Below are 22,604 nucleotides of genomic sequence, written 5' to 3' on the forward strand. Positions count from 1 at the left end.
CTCCCGTGCGCGTCACTCCTTCTCGCCGGCGCCGACGGCGCTCTCGCCGACCGGCTCGCGGCCGTCGATGACTTCCTGGCCGTCCATGTAGGGGCGCAGCGCCTCCGGGACGGTGACGGTGCCGTCGTCGTTCTGGTAGTACTCCAGGATGGCGACCATCACGCGCGGGACTGCCACGCCGCTGCCGTTGAGCGTGTGGAGGTACTCGGCCGACTCGTGGCGCTCGGGGCGGTAGCGCAGGCCGGCGCGGCGCGCCTGGAAGTCCTCGAAGTTCGAGACGGACGACACTTCCAGCCAGCGGCCGCCCGCGTCCGGGCCCTCGTCCATGTCGTCGGCCGGCGCCCACACCTCGATGTCGTACTTCTTGGCCTGGGTGAACCCCATGTCGCCGGTGCACATGTCGAGCACGCGGTATGGCAGGCCGAGCCGCTGGAGCACCGCCTCGGCCTCGCTCAGCAGGCCCTCCAGCCGGTCGTAGCTGTTCTCCGGGCGGACGAAGTTGACCAGTTCGACCTTGTTGAACTGGTGGACGCGGACGTAGCCGCGCGTCTCGGTGCCGTGCTCGCCGGCCTCCCGCCGGAAGTTCGGGGAGAACGCCTGGTGTTTCAGCGGGAGGTCGTCGTCCAGCAGGATCTCGTCGCGGTACATGTTGGTGACCGGTACCTCCGCGGTGGGGAGCAGCCACAGGTCGTCGTCGTCGTAGTCGTCGTCCTGGCGGGCCTCGACGCGGTAGGCGTCCTCGGCGAACTTGGGGAGCTGACCGGTCCCGCGCATCGACGCGGAGTTCACAGGTATGGGGGGCATCACCTCGACGTAGTCCTGCTCGCGGTGGACATCGAGGAAGAAGTCGACCAGCGCCCGCTCCAGGCGCGCGCCGTCGCCCTTGACGAACTGGAAGCCGCCGCCCGACACCTTCGCGCCGCGTTCGAAGTCGAGGATGTCGAGTTCCTCGCCCAGGTCGTAGTGGGGGGTCACCTCGTCGGGGTCGACCCGCAGGTCGTCGAACCCCTCGCGGTAGCGCTCGACGTTGTCGCTCTCGTCCTCGCCGGTCGGCACCGACTCGTGGGGCACGTTCGGGATTTCGAGGAGCCGTTCTTCGAGTTCGGCCTCCAGTTCGTCCGCGCGGTCCTCGACCTCCTGGAGTTCGTCTTTGAGTTCCTGGGAGCGCTCGATGGCCTCCTGGGCCTCCTCGTCTTTTCCTTCCTGTTTGAGTTCGCCAATTTTGCTGGAGACCTCGTTGCGCTCGTGGCGGAGGCTGTCGCCGCGGGCCTTCAGTTCGCGCCACTCCTCGTCGATCTCGAGGATCTCGTCCAGGTCGACGCCCGTGACGCCCTTGCGCTCGATGGCGTCCCGGACCGCCTCGGGGTTCTCCCGGACGAACTGCCTGCTTAACATGGTCGCCGGTTCTCGATGGAGGGAAGTAGGCGTGTCGGTCCGATGTGAATCCGTGACGACCGCGGGAGAGCGGGGAGTCGGCACGGTGAACGCTACCGCGACCGCAGCGCGAACTGGACCGCAGAACAGCGTGAAAGCCCCGACGCGTTCGACTCGGGCGCCTCGCTGCGCGCTTCGCTCACTGCGTTCGCTGCAGTGCTTGCGTCGTCGGCCGTCGTCGAACGCGTCGCCCCTTTCATTCCCGCCCGCACAGACTGGCCGATCAGCCGACACGGGCGGGAATGAAAGGGGCCGCTCGCTCCGGGAAGACGGACGACGTAAGCACCGCAGCCGAGTGGAACGAGGCGAGGAGCGCAGCGAGGCCCTCGACCGGAGCGAGTGGGGGCTTTCACGCTGTTCGCGGTCGTCGTGGAGTTCGCGGTCGTGGAGTTCGCGGTCGTGGAGTTCGCGGTCGTGGAGTTCGCGGTCGGGGCAGTCGCGATCGGAGGGATCGCATGAGGAACCGGTACACCTCGGAGCGATACCCGTTTGTGTACAGACCCGTACCTACGAACACATGACCGAGCCGTCGACGATCGAGTTGCCGGACGGCCGCACGCTCGCCTACGCAGAGTACGGCGACCCCGAGGGGACGCCCGTGTTCGCCTTCCACGGCGTCATCGGGTCGCGGCTGATGTGGTCGCTGTGCGACGAGGCCGCTCGCGAACGGAATATCCGACTGGTCGCCCCCGACCGCCCGGGGTTCGGCGCCTCGGCGTTCCAGCGCAACCGGCGGCTGCTCGACTGGCCGACCGACGTGTGCGCGCTGGCCGACTCGCTGGGCGTCGACCGCTTCGGCGCCGTCGGCTTCTCCGGCGGCGGGCCCCACGCGATGGCCTGCGCCCACGCCGTGCCCGACCGGGTCCGCGGTGTCTCGCTGGTGAGCACTGTCACGCCACCCGAGACGCGGGACCGCGCGGACCCGTTCAACGAGGCGGTGCTGTCGGCGACGCGGTTCGTGCCGGGGTTCTCCCAGGCGGCGTTCGCCTCCTCGGCGTGGCTGGCGGAGAACGCCCGGTCGCAGTTCCGCACCGCGCTGAAGGCCGGCTCGCCGCCCGAGGACCGGGCGGTGTTCGACAGTCCGGCGGGCGAGACGCTGTTCGCCGACGGCGTCGAGGCGTTCCGCAACGGCGCCCGCGGCCCGGCCCACGACCTGCCGCTCGTCGGCAACGACTGGGGGTTCGACGTCCGGGAGTGTCGGGTCCCGGTCGACCTCTGGCACGGTCGCGCGGACGCGACCGTCGGTCCGGACCTGGCGCGGGCGTTCGGCGACCTGCTCCCCGAGGCCGACCTCTACCTCGGCGACGGGGCCCACTACTCGACGTACGTCGACAACCGCGGCGCCCTCCTCGACGCGGCCGCCGCGTGCTGACCGACGAACTGCCTCGCGGAGTGGCGTTCAGGACCGGCGAGCGCTGTTGCAGTTGCGGTGAGCGGTTGCAGTGCGGTCGGCGCGCGCTGGAGCGCGCGTTCATGCGCGCGACCGTAGCCGCGCGAAGGCTGAGAGAGTGAGTGGAACGAACGAGCGAATCGGCTGGGGTGGTTCGTGGCTGTCTGCGGTGCTGTGCGGTCGCGGTCCCTGGTGTCCGCGCGAACGTGTGAGCGCGGGCTCGGGAGAGCTTGCTCTCCCGGTGGACTGAAAGGGCGAGGCGCGCTCGCGTGCAGTTCAGTCGCCTGAGCGACCCCTACCCGAAGCGGCCTCCGGCCGCGAGGGTATGTCGCTCAGCGACCGCGAGCGTGCCGAGGGCTTTCACCGCCTGCTGTCGAGTGTTATCGAGTCGATTCAGAACGAGCGTGCCGAGGGCTTTCAGCGCTTTCCGTTTCCTGCGGTTGCGGTCACTGCTAGCGAGCGTGCCGAGGGCTTTCACCGCCTGCTGTCCCCTGCAGTCACCGATACTGCTATGGGCCGAAGACTCTCATCGTCGACTACGCTGGCCGACGGTCCCGCGGCTCGGCGGCGGAAACAGTGGATTCGGAGGGGCCAAAACCGGCTACCCGTGGTGCTCACGGGGCCGCGAGGGTGGTCAGGCGACGTTGAAGCCCTTGTCTCGAAGGAAGTCCTCGACGCGTCCAGTGTGGTTGCCCTGGAGTTCGATGGCGCCGTCCTCGACGGTCCCCCCGCAGGCGAACTTCGACTTGAGGTCCGACGAGAGGCTGTCCATGTCGACGTCCTTCGGGTCGAATCCCTCGATGATCGTTACCTCCTTCCCGTATCGGCGCTCGTCGATGCGGACGCTGATCTCCTGGGAGTCCTTGGCGACGTCCTCGCAGACGCAGAGCTCCTGGGGCAGCCCACACGTGGAGCAGACCTCAGACATGCTGACCCGTGCGCTCGGCTTCGGTGGTTGACGGGCTGTGACTGAGGTCGTGCGGCGTACTCGCCTTGTTCAGCGAGCAGACTTCCGACATTACGCATCCGCCTACGAAATCGACCTATTAAACACTGTCGGGACTTCCCACGGGCGCCGTCCCGGCGGCCGGTCCGGCGGGTGCCGTGTCGTCGCGGAAACCCCCGCCGGAACCCGGGCGCCGCGCCGGACGTTCAGGCACCGCGCCAGCCGACCATCTCGTCGACGATGTCGACCGCCCGGTCGGCCTCCTCGCGGGTGACCCGGCCGGCGTACTTCGCGCGTTCACGGACCGCCGCGACCTGCGCGGCGCGCTCGTCGGCGCCGATGGCGGCGAGGTACTGCCGGGGCGTCTCCTCCGGGCGGCGCGGGCGGTGGCGCTCGGCGAGGACGTACTCCAGGCGCTCGAAGGCCCGTTCGGCGTCGGTCTCGGGGTCGCTCGTCGGCTGGTAGCGCAGCCACACCGCCCGGTAGACCCGGCCGGTGACGCCCGTCCGCCGGAGCGCGACGACCGCGCCGACCAGAACGATGACCGACAGCGCCGCCTCCGCGCGGGTGGGCGGCCGACCGCCGAACGGTCCGGTCGCCCCCTCGTCGTCGCCTCCGCCGTCGCCGGCCTCGCCGCCGGGCGGGTTGGTCGGCGGGGACGTGATGGTCGGGCCCGAGACGTTCACGTCCTCGGAGGGACCGCCGCCCGGGCGGGTGATCCGGTCGGGGACGGTGACCTCGCCGGGGGCCTCCTGGGCGGGTTGCTCGGCGCGTGGGGTCAGCGGCGCGGGCGTCGCCGTCGGCGTCGGCGTCCACTCGCCGTCCCCGGTCTCGTTCGTGTCCACGTCTGTGCGGTTGTTCGCGCGGGCCTCCGCGAGTTCGCCCTGTTCGGCGCTCAGCCGGGGGCCGGCCGGCGTCGGGTCGAAGCGCACCCAGCCCACGTCGGGGAAGAACACCTCGACCCACGCGTGGGCGTTGTAGCCGCGGACGACCCACTCGTCCTCGGCGACGCGCTCGCCGGGCGTGTAGCCGACGGCCATCCGCGCCGGGATGTCCTGGCTCCGCAGCATCGTCACCATCGTCGTCGCGAAGTACGTGCAGTAGCCGGCGTCCATCTCGAAGAGGAACTCGTCGGCGACGTTGCCGCGGGGCCGCTGCACGTCCAGCGAGTAGTTCTTGTTGTTCTCCAGCCACCGCTCGACGACGCGGGCGGTCGCGTAGGGGTTGTCCGCGCGGGCGGTGATCCGGGCGGTGCGCTCGCCGACGCGGTCGGGCGTGCTCGACGGCAGCCGCGTGTACCGCTCGGCGACCGCCGAGGGGTAGTCCGTCCCGGCCGACCGCAGGTCGCGGGCGCTCGCGACGGGGACGCGGCTGGTGACGCTGTAGCGCTCGCCGCTCGCCAGCGTGCCGTCCAGCGCCAGCCCGTCGAGGTCGGTCACGCGCGTCCGCTCGGCGACGCTCCCGTCGACCTCCACGGGCTTCCAGGCCGCCGGCAGGACCCCGATCTCGTCGATGGCGGTGACCGTCTGGCGGACCGTCCGGCTCTGGCCGGCCGGCCCGCGCAGGCGGCCGCTGTAGGAGTGGCTGCTCCCGGTGCGGACCCAGCCGTCGCCGGTGTATCGGTCGTAGCTGCCGATCCGCCAGTAGGACTCGGCGTCGCTCTCGACGCGGAACCGCACCGCCGGCGACAGCGAGAGGTTGCCGGCGACCCCCAGCTGGCTGTCGGCCCGGACGAGGTTCGCCTCGACGGTGCCGCCGGCGCCGGGCCCGCCGGTCTGGAAGCTCGACCACGTGTCGGCGGTCCGCGAGGGACCGGCCGGGACGACCGGCGCGACCGCCGAGAGGACGATCAGCGCCGCCAGCAGGACCGCCAGCGGCTCCGCCGCCTTCAGGGAGTCGCCCCGGCGGTCCATGTCGCCGACCGCGACGGCCGCGATCGCGCCGACGACGCCCAGCAGCGTCGTCACGTTCGCGGCGTCGCCGGTCAGTACGAGGAAGCCCAGCGTCGCCCCGCCGGCGACGACGCTCCCGACGTAGCGGCGCCGCATGGCGAGATACCACGTCAGGAACAGGGGGCCGGGCGAGACGCCGAGCACCCACAGGTCGACGTTGGTCACCTGCAGCAGCGACCGCCCGGTCATCAGCGCGATGGCGTCGGTGACCAGCGGGACCAGCGGCGGCTGGCGCGGCAGGCTGAAGATGTACAGCGTCAGCCCGCCGGCCAGCAGGCCGACGGCGACGACGGCCGCCCAGCGCAGCCGCAGCGACCGCGACAGCGCCGTCGCCGCCCCCAGCGCCAGCGCCGACAGGACGAGAAAGCCCGTCGGGTCGCCCGTCACGTCGATGAACCGATAGAAGACGGAGCCGTAGGCCGCGACCAGCAACCCCACCCCGCCGAGCGCGACGGCCCTGACGGGGTCGACCTCGTCGAGGTCGAACGCGGCGTCGGCCGCGCGCGTCCCGACGCTCACGACTCGACCCCCCGCGTGGTCAGCGGGTTCTCGCGGCTGACCGTAATCTCCTCGAAGTCGCGCTCGTCGGCGCCGAAGGTGATCGAGACGCCGTCGCCGGTGGCCCGGACCACCACGTCGGCGTCGGCGAGGACGTCGTCGTCCAGCGCGTACGACTTGAACGGCGAGGTGAAGTCGGTGTCCGTCTCCGCGAGCGCGGCCAGCAGCCGCTGGCGGTGGCCCTCGCCGCGACCCAGCCGGACGTGGGCGTCGGGCAGCCGCAGCTCGACGGCCAGCCCCGCGTCCAGCGCCATGACGGCCACGCTGGCGGCCGCCGCCGCCATCCCGTCGATCGACCCCGCCGCCCCCGTCGCCGCGACCGTGATGTCGTCGTCCTCGACGCGGTTGTCGGCGAACTGCGTCACGTAGATCTCGTCGGGGGACTTGGCGGTCGACTTCCAGTTGATGTCCCGCAGCGGGTCGCCCGGCGCGTACTCGCGGACGGAGTCGAACTCCTGGCGCTCGATCTCCGAACGTTCGAGGACGTGTTGCAGGATGACCTCCCGCCCGGCGACCTGGTAGACGGGCGGGTAGACGAGCACGCGCGTCGCCGCCCCCGACTGGGTGGTCCGCTGGACCAGCCCCAGCATGTCGCGGACGCGGATCTCCAGCGGGCCGAGCCTGTGGCGGCCCCGTTCGACACAGGTCAGCGTGTAGGTAAGCGTCGTCGGTAGCGACGCCTCGGCGCTGGCGCCCTCCGCGGCCAGCCCCTCGGGGATCGTCTCCTCGATCTCGGCGACGCCGCCGCCGTCGACCGCGACGCTCACCTCGCGGGTGTCGCCCGGGAAGGCGGCGGGGACGTGGTCGCGTTCGACCGTCGGCGCCGGCGTGCGCCACAGCTGGACCGTCGAGGCCACCAGCGCGAGGACGGCCGGCGCGGCGACGGCGTTGAGCGCGCGGGCGCCGTAGGTGAGCGCCAGCACCTCCGCGAGGACGACCACCCCCAGGACGCCGTAGCCCCTGCGTGTCAGCTGCATCACTCGACGCGGACTGATTCGAGCGCGTTCTCGACGACGGCCCGCGGCGTCGTCTCGTCGGTACTCGTCCGGATGCGGTGCGGGAAGACGACCTCGGCCTCCGTCTGCACGTCGTCGGGGATGACGTAGTCCCGGCCCTCCAGGATCGCCCGGCCCTGCGCGGCCCGCAGGACGGCGAGCCCGCCGCGGGGGCTGACGCCGAGTTCGGCGTGGCGGCGGGTGAACTGCGACAGCCGCGTCACGTACGCGCGGACGCTCTCCTCGACGGTCACGTCCGCGGCCGTCTCGCGGGCCCGACGCAGGTCGTCCAGCGTCGCCACCGACCCCAGCTCCTCGATGGGGTGGTGGCCGACCATCCGGTCGAGCATCTCCGTCTCTTCGTCGCGGCCTGGGTAGCCCAGCTGGAGCTTCTTCATGAACCGGTCGAGCTCGGCCATCGGCAGCTCGTAGGTGCGGTCGCGCTCGACGGTGTTCTGGGTCGCGATGACGGTGAACGGGTGGGGCAGGCTGTGGGTCTCCCCGTCGACAGTCACCTGGTCCTCCTCCATCGCTTCGAGCAGCGCCGACTGGGTCTTCGGCGGCGCGCGGTTGATCTCGTCGCCGAGGACGACGTTGGCGAAGACGGGCCCGGGGCGGAACTCGAAGGTCTCGGTCTCCTGGTTGTAGACGTTGACGCCGGTCACGTCCGACGGCAGCAGGTCGGGCGTGAACTGGACCCGCTTGAAGGATCCGTCGAACGACCGGGAGACCGCGCGGGCGAGCATCGTCTTGCCGACGCCGGGCACGTCCTCCAGCAGGATGTGCCCGCGCCCGAGCAGGGCGGTGAGGATGTGCTCGACCTCGTTGTGGTGGCCGACGATCACCTGTTCGACGTTGTCGACGACCCGCGAGGCGACCGTCTGGGCGTCGTCTACGTCTTCGACCGTGCTCTCCTGGCGACCGGAGACTGGGGTGTCTGTGTCTGTCATTGGTGGCTACGGCTCCGACCCGCCGCGGCGCGGTCGGCGGCGCCGGCGGCGACCGGTGGCGTGGGACGCTCCCCCACGGACGGCGTGGGACGAACCCCCACAGGGCGTTCAGTATCGTGCCTTATGGCCGGAGATAGGTAACTTTGCTGGCTGTGCACACCCCGTACACGGGCACGCTCGCGGCATCCCGGTAGTCGCCACCCCCGAACCCGGCCCGGGTACGGTTGCATCGCGCCGGACCCCGACGCTACCACTCCTTGCAGTCCGGACAGACCAGGCCGGCGTCGCTCCGCCAGCGCCGCTCGACCGTCTCGCCGCAGGCCGCGCAGGTCCCGCAGTCGCCGCTCCAGGCGTAGGTCGACTCGGCCGGCTCGACCGTCGACGGGTCGACGCGGACGCCGTCCTCTGTCTCACCGCCGTCCTCGTCGGCCTCGCCGGCTTCGGCGGTCGCGGCCGTTTCGGCGTCGCTCACGCCGCTGTCGTCGGCGTCGATATCTCCCTCCGGGGTCATCTCCCCGTCCGAATCGCTCGATTCGGTCGCGTCGTTCGACTCGCCGGAGCCGCCCGTCTCGGCGGCGCCGTCCGAGTCGCCACCGTCGGACTCGCTCTCCCCGTCCAGAAAGTCGTCGAGCGACCGGTCTCCCATGCGTCGTGGTGGTCGCTCGCCCCTCTTAGCGCTGGCGGCCCGGGCCGTGTCGGCGGCCCGCCGCGAACTATCGGTTCGACTACGACCGCACGCCGACCGCTACGACCGCGCGTCCTCGACGGCCTCGACGAACGCCGCCGCCGACTCGCGGACGCCGTCCCAGTCCCCCCGTTCGATGGCGTCGTAGTCGACCAGCGCCGAGCCCGCGCCGACCGCGACCGCGCCGGCCTCGAAGTAGTCGGCGACGTTGTCCGTCGAGACGCCGCCGGTCGGCATGATCGGCACGTCGCCAAGCGGGCCCTGGAGCGCACCGATGTGGCCCGGCCCCACGGTCGAGGCGGGGAACATCTTCAGCATGTCCGCGCCGGCCTCCATCGCCTCGGCGGCCTCCGTGGGTGTCATCACGCCGGGGATGCAGACGACGCCCTCGCGATTGCACACGTCGACCACGTCCTCGTTGAGGTTGGGGGCGAGGACGAACTCCGCGCCGGCCTCGATGACGTTGCGCGCGGCCGCGGCATCCATGACCGTCCCCGCGCCGACGATGGCGTCGGTCCCCTCCATCGCGCGGTCCACGTCGGCGATCATCTCGCTGCAGCGCGTGGCGTCGGCGGTCACCTCCAGCGCGGTGACGCCGCCCTCGTGGACCGCCTCGGCGACCGGTACGATGTCGTCCTCGTCGATACCCCGCAGGACCGCCGTCACGCCGCTGTCGACGATCTGTCGCTGGATCTCGTGTTTGTCCGTCATGGCCGGACCTGCGGTCGGCGAGGTCAAAAGGGTACACGGTCCGGCCCGCCGTGGGGCACCACCGCTCGCGGCCATTCCGCCGCCGCGGCCCTCTCCGTCGAGCGGTTTATCCTCCGCCGACACTTAGGTTGAGCATGACAGACGCCCCCGACCCCCGCACGACGATGGCCCGCGACGGCTTCCCCCGGATGCCCGGCGCCCTGCTGGTCGGCCTCCTGATCCTCCTGCTCGTCCTCTACGTGCTGTTCGTCGGCTGACCGGTCGGCCGCTTCCGCTCACGCCTCGTCCTCGGGCTCGTAGGGGTGGGCGATGTCCGATTTCGGCGCGCCGGTCCCCAGTACTCGCACGGACCCGTCGGCGTTCTCGGGGTTGTACGCGCGGTGGGGACTCTCCGGCTCGGCGACGAACACCTCTCCTTCCTCGACGACGAACTCCTCCTCGGGCGTCTCGACGTGGAGCGTCCCCGAAATCACGTAGAACGCCTCCTCGCGGTTGTCGTGGTAGTGGTAGGTCCGGGGCAGTTGCTCGCCGGGGTCCATCTCGTAGGTCGCCAGGTGGAGCGCCGCCAGTTCCGCCGCGTCGGAGACCCCGCGGCGGTCGCAGGGGTAGTCCGGCGTCGAGTCGAGGTCGTCGGGGTCGACGTGGTGGTAGCCCATGGCCGTCGATGGGTTCCGGGTGCTGATAAAGTCGGTCGGCGAGCGACGGCCGGCTACCCCATCACCTGCAGGATGACGCCGACGGTTCCCAGGGAGGCGAGCGTCGTCGCGAAGACGTTCAGGGAAGCCAGCTGCGCGTCGCCGCCGAGTTCCGTCGCGTAGACGTACGTCGAGACCGCGGAGGGCATCCCGAGCATGACGACGACGGCGGCCGCGGCGGTGGGGTCGACGGCCAGCAGGGTGAACACCACCCACGCGACGGCGGGCATCAGGCCGATCTTCGTCGCGACGACCGAGCCCGTCAGCCCGTAGTCCACGTCGGCGTCGACCACCTCCAGCGAGGCGCCGACGCAGAGCAGGGCGATAGGCAGGGCGAGCTCCGAGACGGCGCCGAGCCCGGTCGCGGCGGCGCCGGGGACGCCGAGGCCGGCGGTCGAGACGGCAAGACCGGCGACCAGGGCGAGCAGGACGGGATTGGTGGCGACGCCGCGGAGTTCGTCGGCGACCGCGGCGTCGGCGTCGTTGATGGCGATCAGCGAGCCCACCGTGAGCGGCGTCTGGACGAGGACGCCGACGCCGAGGACGACCGCGGCGGTTCCGCTGGCGGCGCCGCCCAGCGTCGCCTCCACGAGCGGAAGGCCCAGAAAGCCGAGGTTCGAGTGGTACGACTGGACGACTGCGACGCTGCGCCGACTGTGCGAGGCACGGCGACCGTGAACCAGCCAGGCGACGCCGATCACCGTCGCGAACACCAGCAGGACGCCCCCGACCAGCGCCGGCGAGACGAGCTCGCCCAGCGCCCGGTCGTACGTCGAGGAGAAGACCAGCGCCGGCAGGGCGACGTAGAACGCGATGTCGTTGAGCCAGCCCGTCCGGCGCTCGGTCAGCAGGCCGACCCGGCGGGCGGCCAGGCCCGCGAGCAACAGCGCCAGCAGGTAGCCCAGCCGCGCGTACACCTCCATACCCGGGTGGAACCGATCGGCGCTTTTCAGGGTTCGGATCGCCGCCGAACTCGCCGGGTTCTCCCGCCGGTCACTGCGAGTCGCGGCCGCCGCCGGGAGTCGCCGGCCGGTGCCGGAAGTCTCGGCCCGTGCTGGGAGTCGCCGGCCGGTGCCGGACTACCGACTCACCGCAGCGCGTCGCGGCGCTCGTCCTCCGAGAGCGCCACGTCGCCGGCGACGTGGGGGCTGCAGCGCTCGCACTCGTAGGAGACGCCGCCGTCGTCGTAGGTCCGGACGGCAGTGCCGAACAGGAAGAAGGCGTCCTTCTGGCGGCGCGCGATGACGGCGTCGGCGTCCTCGCCGCAGTTGGGACACCAGTCCTTGTCGGGCGCCGGCTCCTGCCAGGTGATGCGGTGGCGGCCGATGGTGGCGTCCGAGTGGGCCTCCGCCTTCGAGGTCTGGACGACGGCCTCGGGCGGGACGGGGTCCGACTCGACGACGTTGTCGAAGCCGCTCTCGGCGGCGGTCGTGACCGAGACGTACGGGCCGACGCTGACGCGGTTGTCCCGGCCGACGAAGAAGACAGTGGCGTCGACGCCCCGGCCCTCGATCCGGACCTCGTTGTCCCAGCCGACGACGTAGACGGTCAGGTCGTGTTTGCCCTCGGCCACCTCGACGGTGTTTTTCGCGCCGCGGACGGCGACGCCGTCGCGCGGGTCCCGGGCCTCCCGGGCGTGGTCCCATCCCGTGACGGTCACGTCGTAGCCCGCCGGGTCGTCGGTCGGCGTCGCGGCGCCGTCGTGGAAGACCTGCTCGGCGCCCGCGGGGTCGACCGCCTCGGCGGCACCGGCGGCGACGAACACGTCTTCGACGCCCCGGACCGCAACGTCCCCGTCGACGTTCTCGACGTAGCCGTCCTCGATGTCGCCGGTGACCTCGGTCGCCACGTCGGGGTCGCTCCCGTCGGGGTCGGCGCCCCCCTCGCCGGGCGGCGTCACGTCCGTGTAGACGTACTCGGCGTCGGCCAGCCGGAGCGTGCCCGCGACGCCGTCCGGACCGACGAACACGTCGGCGGCGCCCCGGAGGCCGACCGGCGTCTCGTGACTGCCGGCGAGCCGCACGTCGCCGGAGTAGCGCTCGGTCGTCCCGTCCCAGGTGTCGCTCATTGTCAGTTACCGTCTCCCTACCGCGGGTCCCCACTTGAATCCCGGGCCACGATCCGTCGCCGACGCCGCCCGTCGCGGTCGGCTCCGGTCCCCGTCGCTCGGACCCCCGGCCGGCGGCCCCGCGAACGTTCGCCATGGCTGAAACTATGATATAAAGATACTTATTCGATGCCCGTTGCGGTAGTTGGTATGAAGCGCAGACGCTTCGTACGCGGCAGTGCCGGGCTCGCTGCGGGCGCGGCGCTGGCCGGGTGTCTGGGAATTGGTGGGAGCAGTTCCCCGCCGCCCCGACGGTCCAGAGTGTTCGACGACGTCGCCCTCCAGGGAACGACGCTGCAGATCGAGCTGCTGTCCGACGTCGAGGTCGAGACGCGCCGGGAGAACAGTAGCAGCCTCGGCGGCGGCGCCGTCGCCGGGCTCGTCCCGGTCGGACGCGCCCGCGCGGCGAAGGGCGCCGGCGGCCGCGGCACCGGCGGCTACGCCTCGGCGCCGAAACACCCGCGCCACGGCTGGGCGGTCTGGCACGGCGGCGCCTACAGCGACGACTGGCGCGACGACCACGACGACGAACTCCGGATGGCCGACGCGACGGTCGCAACGCTGGGCGTCGCCTACCTCGGCACCGACAACGAGTACGAGAACGACGCGCCGGGCCCCGGTCCGGGGTCGGTCTCCTGGGACGAGACGTGGGACGACCCCCAGGACGGCGCCGACCTGACGGCCAACGTGGCCTCGCTCTCCCCGGGCGACGCCGTCCGCGAGGGCTGGTACCGCGTCGGGACGGAACTGGTCTCCGAGGACGGCTCGACGAACTTCGGCTGGCAGTCCGTCGACATGGAGGTCGACAGGAGCCTCGGCGACCCCCAGATGGACAAGGCCTGGTACGTCAAGCCCAGAGTGTGAGCCCCTGACCGCCGATGGCCCGCGACAGCGACGACGCCGCCGGCCGGGCGGGCCCGCCGCCCGACCGTTCAGCCGACGAGGAGCCGCCGGTGTCGGGAACCGACGGGGGCTCGCCGAGCGACGCGTCGCCGCTGGTGACCGACCGGCGGCTCCTGCTCGCGCTCACCTTCGTCGTCGCGTTCTGTTCGATCGCCTACGAGCTCGTCTACTCCGAGCTGCTGACGGTCTTCTACGGCGGGACCGTCCTGCGGTACTCGATCACCATCGGCCTGTACCTGTTCTCGATGGGCGTCGGCTCCTTCCTCTCGGCCCATCTCGACGACCCCGCGGGGAACTTCCTCCGGACGGAGGTGTACCTCGCGCTGGCCGGTCCCGCCGGCGCCGGGTTCATGATCGTCCTGAACTCCTTCCCGGACGCGACGCTGACCGTCGGCCGGCTCGCGCTGAAGGAGCCGCTCACCCTCGGGCTCGCCCACGTCCCGATCCTGGTGGTCGGCGTGCTCTCCGGCTTCGAGATCCCGCTGCTGAACGATCTGGTCGAGCACCGCGAGCGGACGCTGTTCGCCGCCCTCGGCGGGATCTACCCCCGGCGGATCGTCCGCGGCGTCCTCGGCACGTTCTTCTCGCTCACCGAGCCCGAGGGCCGATCCGTCTCGGAGGTGCTGGGCGTCGACTACCTCGGCGGGCTCGCCGGGACGGTCGTCTACGCGCTGGTGCTGTACCCCAGCTACGGCCTCGTCGTGTCCGTGCTCGTCCTGGGACTGCTGAACGGCGTCGCCGCCCTCGCGTTCGCCGCCTGGTCGGCGCGTGCGCCATCCGCGCGCGGCGCCGACCGGTCGTTCTCGCTGGCGCGGTGGCGCGCGGTCGTCCTCGCGGGACTCGTCCTGACGGGCACCTACGGCGGGCTGGTCGCCAACGCCGGCGCGGTCGACCGGGCGGTCACCGGCGCCTACATGGGCGACCGCATCGAGAGCGAGTACCAGCCCGGGAAAGCGGAGGTGACCGTCACCGGCTTCGAGCGCACCCGCTACCAGCGGATCACCACCTACCGCCGCGACGTGGCCGGCGACCCCGGCACCGAGACCTGTCTCCGCCTCGACAGCGCGATCCAGCTCTGCGAGAGCTGGGTCGACTCCTACCACGCCGGCCTCGTCGACGTGCCGCTGTCGGCCTACGTCGACAGCTCGGGGACCGTCCGCGCGGACCCGCGGGCAGACGCCCGTGCGGCCGACGCTCGCACCGACGGCGACGCGGCCGGCGGCGCCCCGACCGGAGCCGCCGCGGCCGGCAACGCCTCGTTCGACGTGTTGCTCGTCGGCGGCGGCGACTACATCGCCGTCGACCGGCTCCGGGAGTACGGCGTGAGCGTCGACCAGGTCGACATCGACGGGGAGTTCCTCGCCTACTCCCGCGAGGAGTCGGCGTTCGCCCGCTACAACGACGACGCCTACGCGTACGACCGGCTGAACACCACCGTCGGCGACGCGTACAACTACCTCCGCGGCACCGAGCAGCGCTACGACCTGATCCTGCTGGACGTGCCGGGCGCCCGCAGCGACGACGCCCTGGCGCTGTACTCGACGGAGTTCTACCGGCTGCTCCGGGACCACCTGTCCGACGACGGCGTCGTCGCCACGTGGGTCTACTCGAAGTACTGGTACGCCCAGCACCACAAGGTGTACGTCAACACCGTCCGCGAGGCCGGCTTCGACCGGTATCTCCCCTACTCGGTGTACGAGGACCCCGACGGCGACGACCGGCTAGAGCGCGGCGAGCGGTTCTACCTGCTGTCGGACGGCCCGACGCCGAGCCCGAACGTCTCGCGGGCCCGCAGCGACTACCTCGACGCCGTCGCCGGCCGCTACGAGGGGCTGGAGTGGCGGCGGGTCCCCGCCTACCGCGGCGTCGAGCCGAACAGCGTCTTCGACCCCAACTACGACGTGATCGTCGACCCATGACAGAGACCCTCCAGTTCGTCCACGGCGACGCTCCCCCCGCCGACGACGTGCGCGTGTTCGACTCGCTGACCCGCGAGTTCCTGGGCGCCGAGTTCACCTTCCGCGTCGTCGGCAGCTCCCACTACGTCAGCGCCCCCGCCTACGGCTTCCACGAGCTGTCCACCTGCGACCCGGTCGACGCCGACGGCGCGACGACCGTGCGGCTCGACGGTCCGACAGTGGACGGTTCCGGGGGGTCGGACCGCTCCACCGACGGGGGTCGTCGCCGCCTCACCTACGCGGCCGACGGCCTCCGCTGTGCGACGCTCGTCGAGCGGCGCCCGCTCGCGGCATTCCCGGCCGACGAGGACTTCGACCTCGCCTACCGGTTCGCCGAGGACGCCTACACGACGGTCGATATCGGCGCCGACGGCTACGAGACCTACCATACCTACCCCGAGTTCGACCTCGCGCTGTTCACGCGGACGACCTTCGCGTCCGTGCCCGGCGGCGCGGTCGCGGAAGCGCTCGACGGCGACGCACAGCGGCGCGCGGACCGGACCGGCCAGCCGACGGACTGACCCGCCCGCGAGGACCCGCCAGCGTCAGCAATATTTATGTTCTGCCCCTCTCCTGTGAGAAAATATGACAGATAGAGGGGACGGGAGCCCGGACTCCGGCGCGGTCGAGGCGCCCGGAGCGGCCGCAGACGCCTGGGAACCGGGGGACGGTCCGGCGGCGGCCGCCGCGGTCCTGCACCTCTCGCCCGACGAGCGGGCCGAGCAGGGGATCGACGACGACGACGTGCGCGAGGCGTTCCTGACGGTCGTCCGCGAGGGCGACGCCGACGCGAAGGACCTGCGGGGCGTCGAACTCCCCGCCATCGAACTGGACCGGTTGACCGTCGAGGGGGCCGACCGCCACCCGGTCGACCTCCGGGGGGCGACCGTCGAGTCGCTGTCGGCGACGTTCGCGACGATCCGCCTGCCGCTCCGGCTGGACGAGGCGACACTCGGCGAGGTGACCCTCGACGAGGCCCACGTCGAGGAGGCGATCCTGGCCGACGGCGCGACCGTGACCGGCGACTTCGAGGCGTTCGAGGCGACGTTCGCCGGCGACGTGGAGTTCGAGGGGGCGACCTTCGAGGGGCGGTTCGACGTCGACGAGTCGACGTTCACGAACGACGTGAGCTTCGACGGCGCGACCTTCGAGGGGGTCGCCGAGGCGCGGGGCGCCGAGTTCTACGGCGCCTCGAACCTGCTGGACGACAACACCAGTTTCACCGGCGCGACGTTCGCGGACCTGGCGGACTTCCGGCAGACGACGTTCGGCTTCACCCACTTCGAGCGGGCGACCTTCGCCGGCGAGGCGGACTTCCAGGAGGCCCGCTTCGACGGCGACGCCGAGTTCGACGAGGCCGTCTTCGAGGGGTTCGCCGACTTCGACGAGGCCCGATTCGACGGCGACACCGGGTTCGCGGACGTGCAATTCGAGGGGGACGCCGACTTCCGCGGGGCGGCCTTCTCCGGCCACGAGCGCGCGCTCGACGAGGACGTGACCTTCGAGCGCTCGACGTTCGCCGGCGACGTGGACTTCCGCCACGCCCGCTTCCGGTTCGTCACCTTCGCCGAGGTGGCCTTCGAGGGCGTCGCGCACTTCGAGGAGGCGGAGTTCGACGCCGACGCCACGTTCGCCGACGCCCGCTTCGCGGCGGAGGCGGACTTCGACGAGACGCGCTTCCGCGAGGACGCCGACTTCTCGGGCGTCGAGTTCGCCGCGCGCGCCGTCTTCCGCGGCGCCGAGTTCGCCGGCGGCGCGAACTTCCTGGAGGACGACCTCACCTTCGAGGCGGCCCACTTCGGCGCGGACGCCGACTTCCACAACGCCGAGATCACGTCGGCGAACTTCGTCGACACGGCCTTCGGCGGGGAGATCGACTTCAGCGGCGCCCGCTTCTCCGAGCGCATCGACTTCGAGGCCAGCCAGGTCGAGGGCGACGCCTGGGTGGACTTCACCCGCGCGAAGATCAGGAGCGGCGAGATCGCCCAGCCCGCCGACGACTGGGTGCGCTACGACCTGACGCTCGCTTCCCTCGGCGACGTGGACCTGGTCGCCGCCGACGGGGACCACCGCCGCCTGCTCGATTTCTTCCGGTTCTGTCGCACGGAGTTCACCGAGTTCGACGGTCACGAGTTCGACTTCAGCGGCCACCGGCAGTACCTCGACCGCAACGCCTGGGCGATCCACGAGTTCCACGAGCCGCCCGACGCCGACCCCGACTACGCCCTGGAGATGACCCCCGAGGTGATCGAGACGACCTACCTCAAGGCCAAACAGAGCGCCGCCGCGGTCGGCGACATGAAGGTCGCCGGCGAGTTCCGCGTCAAGCGCCAGCAGTTCAGCCGCAAGGAGAACCTCTCGGTCGTGCGGGACTCGTCGGCGTCGACGTGGACCCGCGTGAAGAACCTCGGCCGGGCGGCGGAGAACTACTTCCTCGGGGTCACCTGCGGCCACGGGATGCGCCCCATCCGGATCGGCTTCACGTTCGTCCTCGCGCCGCTGCTGTACGTGCCCCTCTACGCGTTCGGCGGCGACCCGTTCCGGACCGCCGCGGGCCAGCTCTCCGTCGCCGAGGCGGCCACGGCGGAGGGGCTGGCCACGCTGTTCGAGGTCGCGCGGTTCAGCTACATCTCCTACACCACCATCGGCTACGGCTTCCTCGGCCCGGAGGGGCGGGCCGCGGAGGTGCTGGCCGCCAGCGAGGCGTACCTCAGCGTCGTCCTCTCGGCGCTGCTGGTCTACGCGCTGGTCAAGCGCTCGGAGATGTGATGCTCAGCTCCGGGCGACGAACACCGTCCGGCGGTCGTCGGGTCCGTAGCCCTCGCGGGTCTCGACGGCGAGTCCTTCGTCGTCGAGCGCCGCGGCGACCGCCTCGTCGTCGAACGGCGTCATCGGCCGGCTGTTCGTGAACACCTCGCCGTCCTCGGTGAACACGACCGACACCCAGTCCAGCCGGCCGTCCGCTCGCGACTGCATCTGCGCCACCCGGACGTAGCGGCCGCCGTCGTACTCGCCGACGTGGTGCGCGGGCTCGTTGCCTCCGGGCGGGAGCGGCGAGTTGTCGAACACGAGGACGCCCCCCGACGCGAGGTGGTCGGCCAGCGCCGCCACCGCGGGACCGAGGTCCGCGGGCGGCAGGTGGTTGACCACGCCCCTGACGGCGACGACGGCGTCGAAGCGCCCGTCGACGGCGAGGTCGGGGAGCGCGTCCCGACGGAGCGTGACCCCGTCCCCGCACTTCTCGCGTGCGCGGTCGAGCATCCCCTCGTGTGGGTCGACCCCGGTCACGTCGAACCCCGCTTCGGCGAACCGGCGGGCGTGTTCGCCCGTCCCACAGCCCACGTCGAGGACCGACGGGTCGCTCGCGGCCACCCGCTCGTCGACGAACGCCACGTCCCGGTCGTAGTCCCACCCGCGCTGGATCGCGTCGTACAGGTCGGGGTAGTCGGTGTACAGCCGCTCGCTCATCCTGTCGGTCTGTCGACCGGCTCGGCGGTAGTTGTTTCGGCGACCGTGTTCGATCGGTCGGCGTTTCGGCGACAGCACAAGCGGGTAACGCCCGACGATTACTGAGAGAAAACCGGGCCGCGGTGGCCGCTCAGTGCTCGGCCTCGTGGGGGTTGAGTTCGGTCCCGTACTTGTCGGCGTGGTCGGTGTAGTCGATGAACCGCGGCGCGTCGGGATCGAACGGGCGTTTCAGCGAGTCGAAGGCCTTCTTCTTGTCCCAGGACTGCAGGCCGCCGATAGCCGACCGGTCTTCGAGGTCGTGGTAGTCCAGATCGTCCTTGGTGAGGTTCCAGGCGTCGAGGCCCTGCTCGGTGCGGACGATGACGCTGGAGTACTCGTCGCTGGAGCCGACGGAGCCGACGGTCAGGTCGGCGCAGTAGCCGGTGAAGTCGGCGCACTCGTCACAGCCTTTGAGCGCGGCGTCGTGGAACTCCTCGACGTCCTCGTCGACGATGAGCTCGCCCTCGTGGTCGTAGGCCATCATCCGGCCGTCGAGCACGTCCATCTTGCCGACGTTATCGAGGTCGATGTCCCGTTCCTCCTCGAGTTTCTCGCCCATCAGCTTCTGGTAGTTGAAGTTCTTCGTGCACATCAGGGCGATGCAGTAGTCGATCGAGCGGACGCCGTCCTCCTGGCTGGCGTAGTCCCACTCGAAGTCCTGCAGGGCGCGGATGCCCTCGATCTCGCAGGGGGTGCCGACCAGCGCCAGGGACGCCTCCTCGACGGGCACGTCGAGTTTGTGCTCCCACTGCTTGAGGTTCAGGTTCCCGAGGGCCATCGTCTGGTTGTAGAAGCTCCCGGCGTTGTCGATGCACTCCTCGGGCGTCGTGGCGAGGAACGACTCGGCCTTCCAGGGCTCGTCGTCGCTCTCGGTGGCGATGAGTGCGCCGTCGATCTCGCCCTCCTCCAGGAGCGTGCAGAGGACGGCCGTCACGAGCCCGCCGTCCTGCGCGTTCTCGCGCCAGTCGTCCTCGACCTTCGCGGAGAACTCGGTGATGGGGTCGCCGGCGCCCTTGACGTTGTCGTCGCCGCCGGTGATCTTCCACTGGCGCTCGTAGCGCAGGCCGCCCCGCGGGCAGAAGTCCCAGCACAGCGAACAGCCCGTGCACATCTTGACGAGTTCGGGCAGGCCGTCGTCGCCGATGCCGATCGAATCGGAGGGACAGGAGGCGACGCAGGTGCCACACTGGATGCAGCGGCCGTCGTCGATGACCGCCTCGTCCAGTTCCATGAACCAGGTCTTGTCGTCGGGCGTCTCGATGTCGTTCATCCGCGACCGGATCTCGTAGGAGGGGGTGTCCAGCGCCAGGTCCTCCTCGCCGGGCCGCTGGACCCGCTGGTCGGCCGGCGTCTCGTAGACGTCCTGGCTCACGTCCTCGGCGGGCTCGGTGAACTCCACGTCGCGGAGCTTGCCGTGCTCGTCGACGTTCGCCGGCGTGGCTCCACCGTCGGGCACTGGGGGCGAGCCGCCGTCGGACTCCCGGGACTGCCCGTCGGCGGCGCCGTGGGCGTGGTCCTCCCCGGAGTGGCCGCCGCAGCCGCAGGAACTCCCGCAGCCGCAGTCGTCGCCGCCGTCGCTCCCCACGTCGGGGACGCCGGGCATGGGTTCGTCGCGGCCGCCGTCGGTCAACAGCCGGGAATCGTCGAGTTCGGACTCCGCGGTCGCGTCGCGGGTCTCGTCCGTCTCGGCGAGTTCCGGCGCCACGTCGGCGGGGGCGGTCTGTCGGTCCGTCCGGTCGGTCGAGTGGTCCTCAGTCATCGTCGGCCCTCCCGCGACCGCCCGTCTCGTGGGCGGTCCCACCGGCGACGTTCGCGTCGGCGCGCTGCATGATCTTCCGCAGACGGTTGTTGCCGACACGACGGGTCCACTCGTAGAACCGTTCGCCGTCCTCGCGCTCGTCGGTGTAGACGGCGAATAGCTCCTCCAGCGCCGGGATGACGGCGCTTGCGGGCACGGCGTTCTCGACCCAGTCGATGAACTCGTTGTCGGTCCCGAGGGCGCCGCCGAGACCGAAGTCCATCCCCTCGACGATGTTGTCGCCCTCCTCGTTGGTCGTCGTCTCGGGGTCGTCGACGTTGACCGTCTCGCCGCGGAAGCCGATGTCGGCGATCTGCGGCTGGGCGCACGACGCGGAACAGCCGGACATGTGCATCCGCACCACGTCCAGGTCGTCGGGTGTGTCGATCCGCCGGTCGAGCGCCTTCGCCCAGCGGTAGACGCGATTCTTCGTCTCGATGATGCCGTAGTTGCAGAACTCCGAGCCCGTACAGCCGACCGCACCGCGGGAGAACGGGCCGGGGTCGGGCTCGTACTTGCGGGCGAACGGCTCGTTCAGCAGGTCGCCGACGTTCTCCGCCGGGATGTGGGTGATCAGGAAGTTCTGGTCGGTGGCGAGGCGGATCGAGGCGTCGTCGGTGCCGTACTTCTCGGCGGCGCGGGCGGCCTCGGCGAACTCGTCGCCGCCCATCCGGCCCGCGATGACGTTGAATCCGACGTACTTCAGGCCCTCGCCCTTCTGGTCGTGGACACCGACGTGGTCGCCGGTGTACCCCTCGGTGAGGTCCGTGCCGGCGGTCGGCAGGTCGACCTCGCAGCGCCGGCGGACGGCCTGCTCGAACTCCTCCGTTCCGAGCTGCTCGACCAGGTAGCGCATCCGGCAGACGCCGCGGTTGTTCCGGTCGCCCAGTTCCTTGAACGTCTGGGCGATGGCGCGGCAGAACTCCACGGCGTCGCCCGGCGGGACGAACACGTCCATCTGTGTGGCCATGCGCGGGCCGTCCGAGAGACCGCCGCCGACCTTGCAGTGGAAGCCGTAGATCTCCTCGCCACCGTCGGACGAGTCCGACGAGCCTCCGGCTCCGCCGGAGACGTCCACTTCCTTCCGGGCCGGCGTCATCCCCACGTCGTTGATCTGCGACTGCCCGCAGTCGTGTTTGCAGCCCGTGATGGTCATCTTGAACTTCCGCGGGAGGTTGGCGTACTCGCGGTTGCCGGTGAAGTAGTCCGAGACGGCGTCGATCACCGGCTGGGCGTCGAAACACTCGTGGTCGTCGAGGCCGGCGGCGGGACAGCCCAGGACGTTGCGCGCGCCGTCGCCACAGCCCTGGACGGTCGTCAGGCCGACCTCCTCGTAGGTCTCCCAGATGTCGGGCACGTCCTCGACGCGGATCCAGTGTTTCTGGATGTCCTGGCGTGTCGTGATGTCGAGGAAGGCGTCGCCCCAGATGTCGTTCTGGTCTTCCCCGCCGTACTCCTCGGGCGCGACGGCGTACTCCTCGGCGACCTCGCCGATGACCTCCGCCTGTTCGGGGGTGAGGTAGCCGCCGGGGACCTTCGTCCGCATCATGAAGTAGCCCTGCTTGCGGCCGTGGGAGTAGAGGCCGGCCCACTTGAGCCGCTCCCACTCGCCGTCGCCGGCCCGCTCCTCGATCTCGTCGAACGACAGCCCCTCCTCGGCGTACTCGGCGACATCTTCGATCACGTCCAGCGGGTGTTTCTCCTGTTTGTGCTGCTCGACCGTGTTCACGGCGACCACCTCCAGTGGTCGCCGTGAGCTCGAGAGAGCTCCGCTCTCTCGGTGTTCATGTCCGATCCCCCCGATCGCCGGAAGCGTGTGTGTCTGTCCCGTTCATAAGTGAGAATCACGCGGCGCTCGCGTTGTGTCCCACTCACAGCGTGGCCCACCGTGTAAGTCTCCCTCACGGACAGCCCTGCCACGACTGCGGGAAACCCCACACGGGTTGCCGCTACCACGGACGAGCCGGTCGAGCCGGTGGCACCTCCGTTTCACCTCCAGCGACACATCGAACCGG

General features: G+C 71.0%; 19 protein-coding genes. 6 read left to right on the forward strand and 13 right to left on the reverse strand.

Features of this window, described 5'->3' with window-relative positions:
- Nucleotides 1-12: 12 nt before the first annotated feature.
- Nucleotides 13-1,395, reverse strand: coding sequence for a serine--tRNA ligase (serS, locus tag ACMGFG_RS01350; protein WP_436928556.1), 1,383 nt, complete (start codon nucleotides 1,393-1,395; stop codon nucleotides 13-15).
- Between the two features lie 556 nt (nucleotides 1,396-1,951).
- Between serS and ACMGFG_RS01355 the strand changes: the two genes are divergently transcribed.
- The gene (locus ACMGFG_RS01355) at nucleotides 1,952-2,806 is read left to right on the forward strand and encodes an alpha/beta fold hydrolase (RefSeq protein ID WP_436928557.1); all 855 of its coding nucleotides are present in this window, start codon (nucleotides 1,952-1,954) and stop codon (nucleotides 2,804-2,806) included.
- A 652-nt stretch (nucleotides 2,807-3,458) separates the two neighbouring features.
- Here the strand turns inward: ACMGFG_RS01355 and yciH are convergent.
- The 6 genes from yciH to ACMGFG_RS01385 all read right to left on the reverse strand — a co-directional run bounded on the left by yciH (nucleotide 3,459) and on the right by ACMGFG_RS01385 (nucleotide 9,621).
- Complete coding sequence (yciH, locus tag ACMGFG_RS01360) at nucleotides 3,459-3,752, reverse strand: stress response translation initiation inhibitor YciH (protein WP_135365294.1); 294 nt, start codon at nucleotides 3,750-3,752, stop codon at nucleotides 3,459-3,461.
- A gap of 224 nt (nucleotides 3,753-3,976) precedes the next feature.
- Nucleotides 3,977-6,241, reverse strand: coding sequence for a transglutaminase TgpA family protein (locus tag ACMGFG_RS01365; RefSeq protein WP_436928558.1), 2,265 nt, complete (start codon nucleotides 6,239-6,241; stop codon nucleotides 3,977-3,979).
- Nucleotides 6,238-7,257, reverse strand: a complete 1,020-nt coding sequence (locus ACMGFG_RS01370; protein WP_436928559.1) for a DUF58 domain-containing protein — start codon at nucleotides 7,255-7,257, stop codon at nucleotides 6,238-6,240. The genes ACMGFG_RS01365 and ACMGFG_RS01370 overlap by 4 nt, the downstream gene beginning before the upstream one ends.
- Complete coding sequence (locus tag ACMGFG_RS01375) at nucleotides 7,257-8,225, reverse strand: AAA family ATPase (protein WP_436928560.1); 969 nt, start codon at nucleotides 8,223-8,225, stop codon at nucleotides 7,257-7,259. Before ACMGFG_RS01375 ends, ACMGFG_RS01370 begins: the two co-directional genes overlap by 1 nt.
- Nucleotides 8,226-8,472: 247 nt before the next feature.
- On the reverse strand, nucleotides 8,473-8,871 hold the full coding sequence (locus ACMGFG_RS01380) for a DUF7573 domain-containing protein (RefSeq protein WP_436928561.1): 399 nt from the start codon (nucleotides 8,869-8,871) through the stop codon (nucleotides 8,473-8,475).
- Between the two features lie 99 nt (nucleotides 8,872-8,970).
- Nucleotides 8,971-9,621, reverse strand: coding sequence for a bifunctional 4-hydroxy-2-oxoglutarate aldolase/2-dehydro-3-deoxy-phosphogluconate aldolase (locus tag ACMGFG_RS01385; RefSeq protein ID WP_436928562.1), 651 nt, complete (start codon nucleotides 9,619-9,621; stop codon nucleotides 8,971-8,973).
- A 134-nt stretch (nucleotides 9,622-9,755) separates the two neighbouring features.
- On the opposite strand from ACMGFG_RS01385, the gene ACMGFG_RS01390 reads away from it, so the two are divergent.
- On the forward strand, nucleotides 9,756-9,878 hold the full coding sequence (locus tag ACMGFG_RS01390; protein WP_436928563.1) for a hypothetical protein: 123 nt from the start codon (nucleotides 9,756-9,758) through the stop codon (nucleotides 9,876-9,878).
- Nucleotides 9,879-9,896: 18 nt separating this feature from the next.
- Here ACMGFG_RS01390 and ACMGFG_RS01395 read toward each other — a convergent pair whose 3' ends face one another.
- The 3 genes from ACMGFG_RS01395 to ACMGFG_RS01405 all read right to left on the reverse strand — a co-directional run bounded on the left by ACMGFG_RS01395 (nucleotide 9,897) and on the right by ACMGFG_RS01405 (nucleotide 12,384).
- Nucleotides 9,897-10,277: a cupin domain-containing protein gene (locus ACMGFG_RS01395; protein WP_436928564.1), complete on the reverse strand. Its 381-nt coding sequence runs from the start codon at nucleotides 10,275-10,277 to the stop codon at nucleotides 9,897-9,899.
- Nucleotides 10,278-10,330: 53 nt separating this feature from the next.
- The gene (locus tag ACMGFG_RS01400) at nucleotides 10,331-11,239 is read right to left on the reverse strand and encodes an AEC family transporter (RefSeq protein WP_436928565.1); all 909 of its coding nucleotides are present in this window, start codon (nucleotides 11,237-11,239) and stop codon (nucleotides 10,331-10,333) included.
- A 164-nt stretch (nucleotides 11,240-11,403) separates the two neighbouring features.
- Nucleotides 11,404-12,384 carry a DUF8108 domain-containing protein gene (locus tag ACMGFG_RS01405; protein ID WP_436928566.1) on the reverse strand — a complete coding sequence of 327 codons (981 nt, stop codon included), beginning with the start codon at nucleotides 12,382-12,384 and terminating at the stop codon, nucleotides 11,404-11,406.
- Between the two features lie 300 nt (nucleotides 12,385-12,684).
- Here ACMGFG_RS01405 and ACMGFG_RS01410 point away from each other — a divergent pair, with 300 nt between their 5' ends.
- The 4 genes from ACMGFG_RS01410 to ACMGFG_RS01425 all read left to right on the forward strand — a co-directional run bounded on the left by ACMGFG_RS01410 (nucleotide 12,685) and on the right by ACMGFG_RS01425 (nucleotide 18,053).
- Nucleotides 12,685-13,287: a hypothetical protein gene (locus ACMGFG_RS01410; protein ID WP_436928567.1), complete on the forward strand. Its 603-nt coding sequence runs from the start codon at nucleotides 12,685-12,687 to the stop codon at nucleotides 13,285-13,287.
- Nucleotides 13,288-13,301: 14 nt separating this feature from the next.
- Nucleotides 13,302-15,245: a spermidine synthase gene (locus tag ACMGFG_RS01415; RefSeq protein WP_436928568.1), complete on the forward strand. Its 1,944-nt coding sequence runs from the start codon at nucleotides 13,302-13,304 to the stop codon at nucleotides 15,243-15,245.
- Nucleotides 15,242-15,805 (forward strand): DUF2617 family protein, encoded by a 564-nt coding sequence (locus ACMGFG_RS01420; RefSeq protein WP_436928569.1) that lies wholly within the window; start codon nucleotides 15,242-15,244, stop codon nucleotides 15,803-15,805. Before ACMGFG_RS01415 ends, ACMGFG_RS01420 begins: the two co-directional genes overlap by 4 nt.
- A gap of 64 nt (nucleotides 15,806-15,869) precedes the next feature.
- Nucleotides 15,870-18,053: a pentapeptide repeat-containing protein gene (locus ACMGFG_RS01425; RefSeq protein WP_436928570.1), complete on the forward strand. Its 2,184-nt coding sequence runs from the start codon at nucleotides 15,870-15,872 to the stop codon at nucleotides 18,051-18,053.
- A 3-nt stretch (nucleotides 18,054-18,056) separates the two neighbouring features.
- Here ACMGFG_RS01425 and ACMGFG_RS01430 read toward each other — a convergent pair whose 3' ends face one another.
- From ACMGFG_RS01430 to ACMGFG_RS01440, 3 genes are all read right to left on the reverse strand, one after another.
- On the reverse strand, nucleotides 18,057-18,752 hold the full coding sequence (locus ACMGFG_RS01430; RefSeq protein WP_436928571.1) for a class I SAM-dependent methyltransferase: 696 nt from the start codon (nucleotides 18,750-18,752) through the stop codon (nucleotides 18,057-18,059).
- Between the two features lie 130 nt (nucleotides 18,753-18,882).
- Nucleotides 18,883-20,550, reverse strand: coding sequence for a Coenzyme F420 hydrogenase/dehydrogenase, beta subunit C-terminal domain (locus ACMGFG_RS01435; protein ID WP_436928572.1), 1,668 nt, complete (start codon nucleotides 20,548-20,550; stop codon nucleotides 18,883-18,885).
- Nucleotides 20,543-22,318, reverse strand: a complete 1,776-nt coding sequence (locus tag ACMGFG_RS01440; protein WP_436928573.1) for a nitrite/sulfite reductase — start codon at nucleotides 22,316-22,318, stop codon at nucleotides 20,543-20,545. Before ACMGFG_RS01440 ends, ACMGFG_RS01435 begins: the two co-directional genes overlap by 8 nt.
- Nucleotides 22,319-22,604 lie beyond the last annotated feature (286 nt).

Source organism: Halosimplex halobium (assembly GCF_051414055.1).
GTDB classification, from domain to species: Archaea; Halobacteriota; Halobacteria; order Halobacteriales; family Haloarculaceae; genus Halosimplex; species Halosimplex halobium.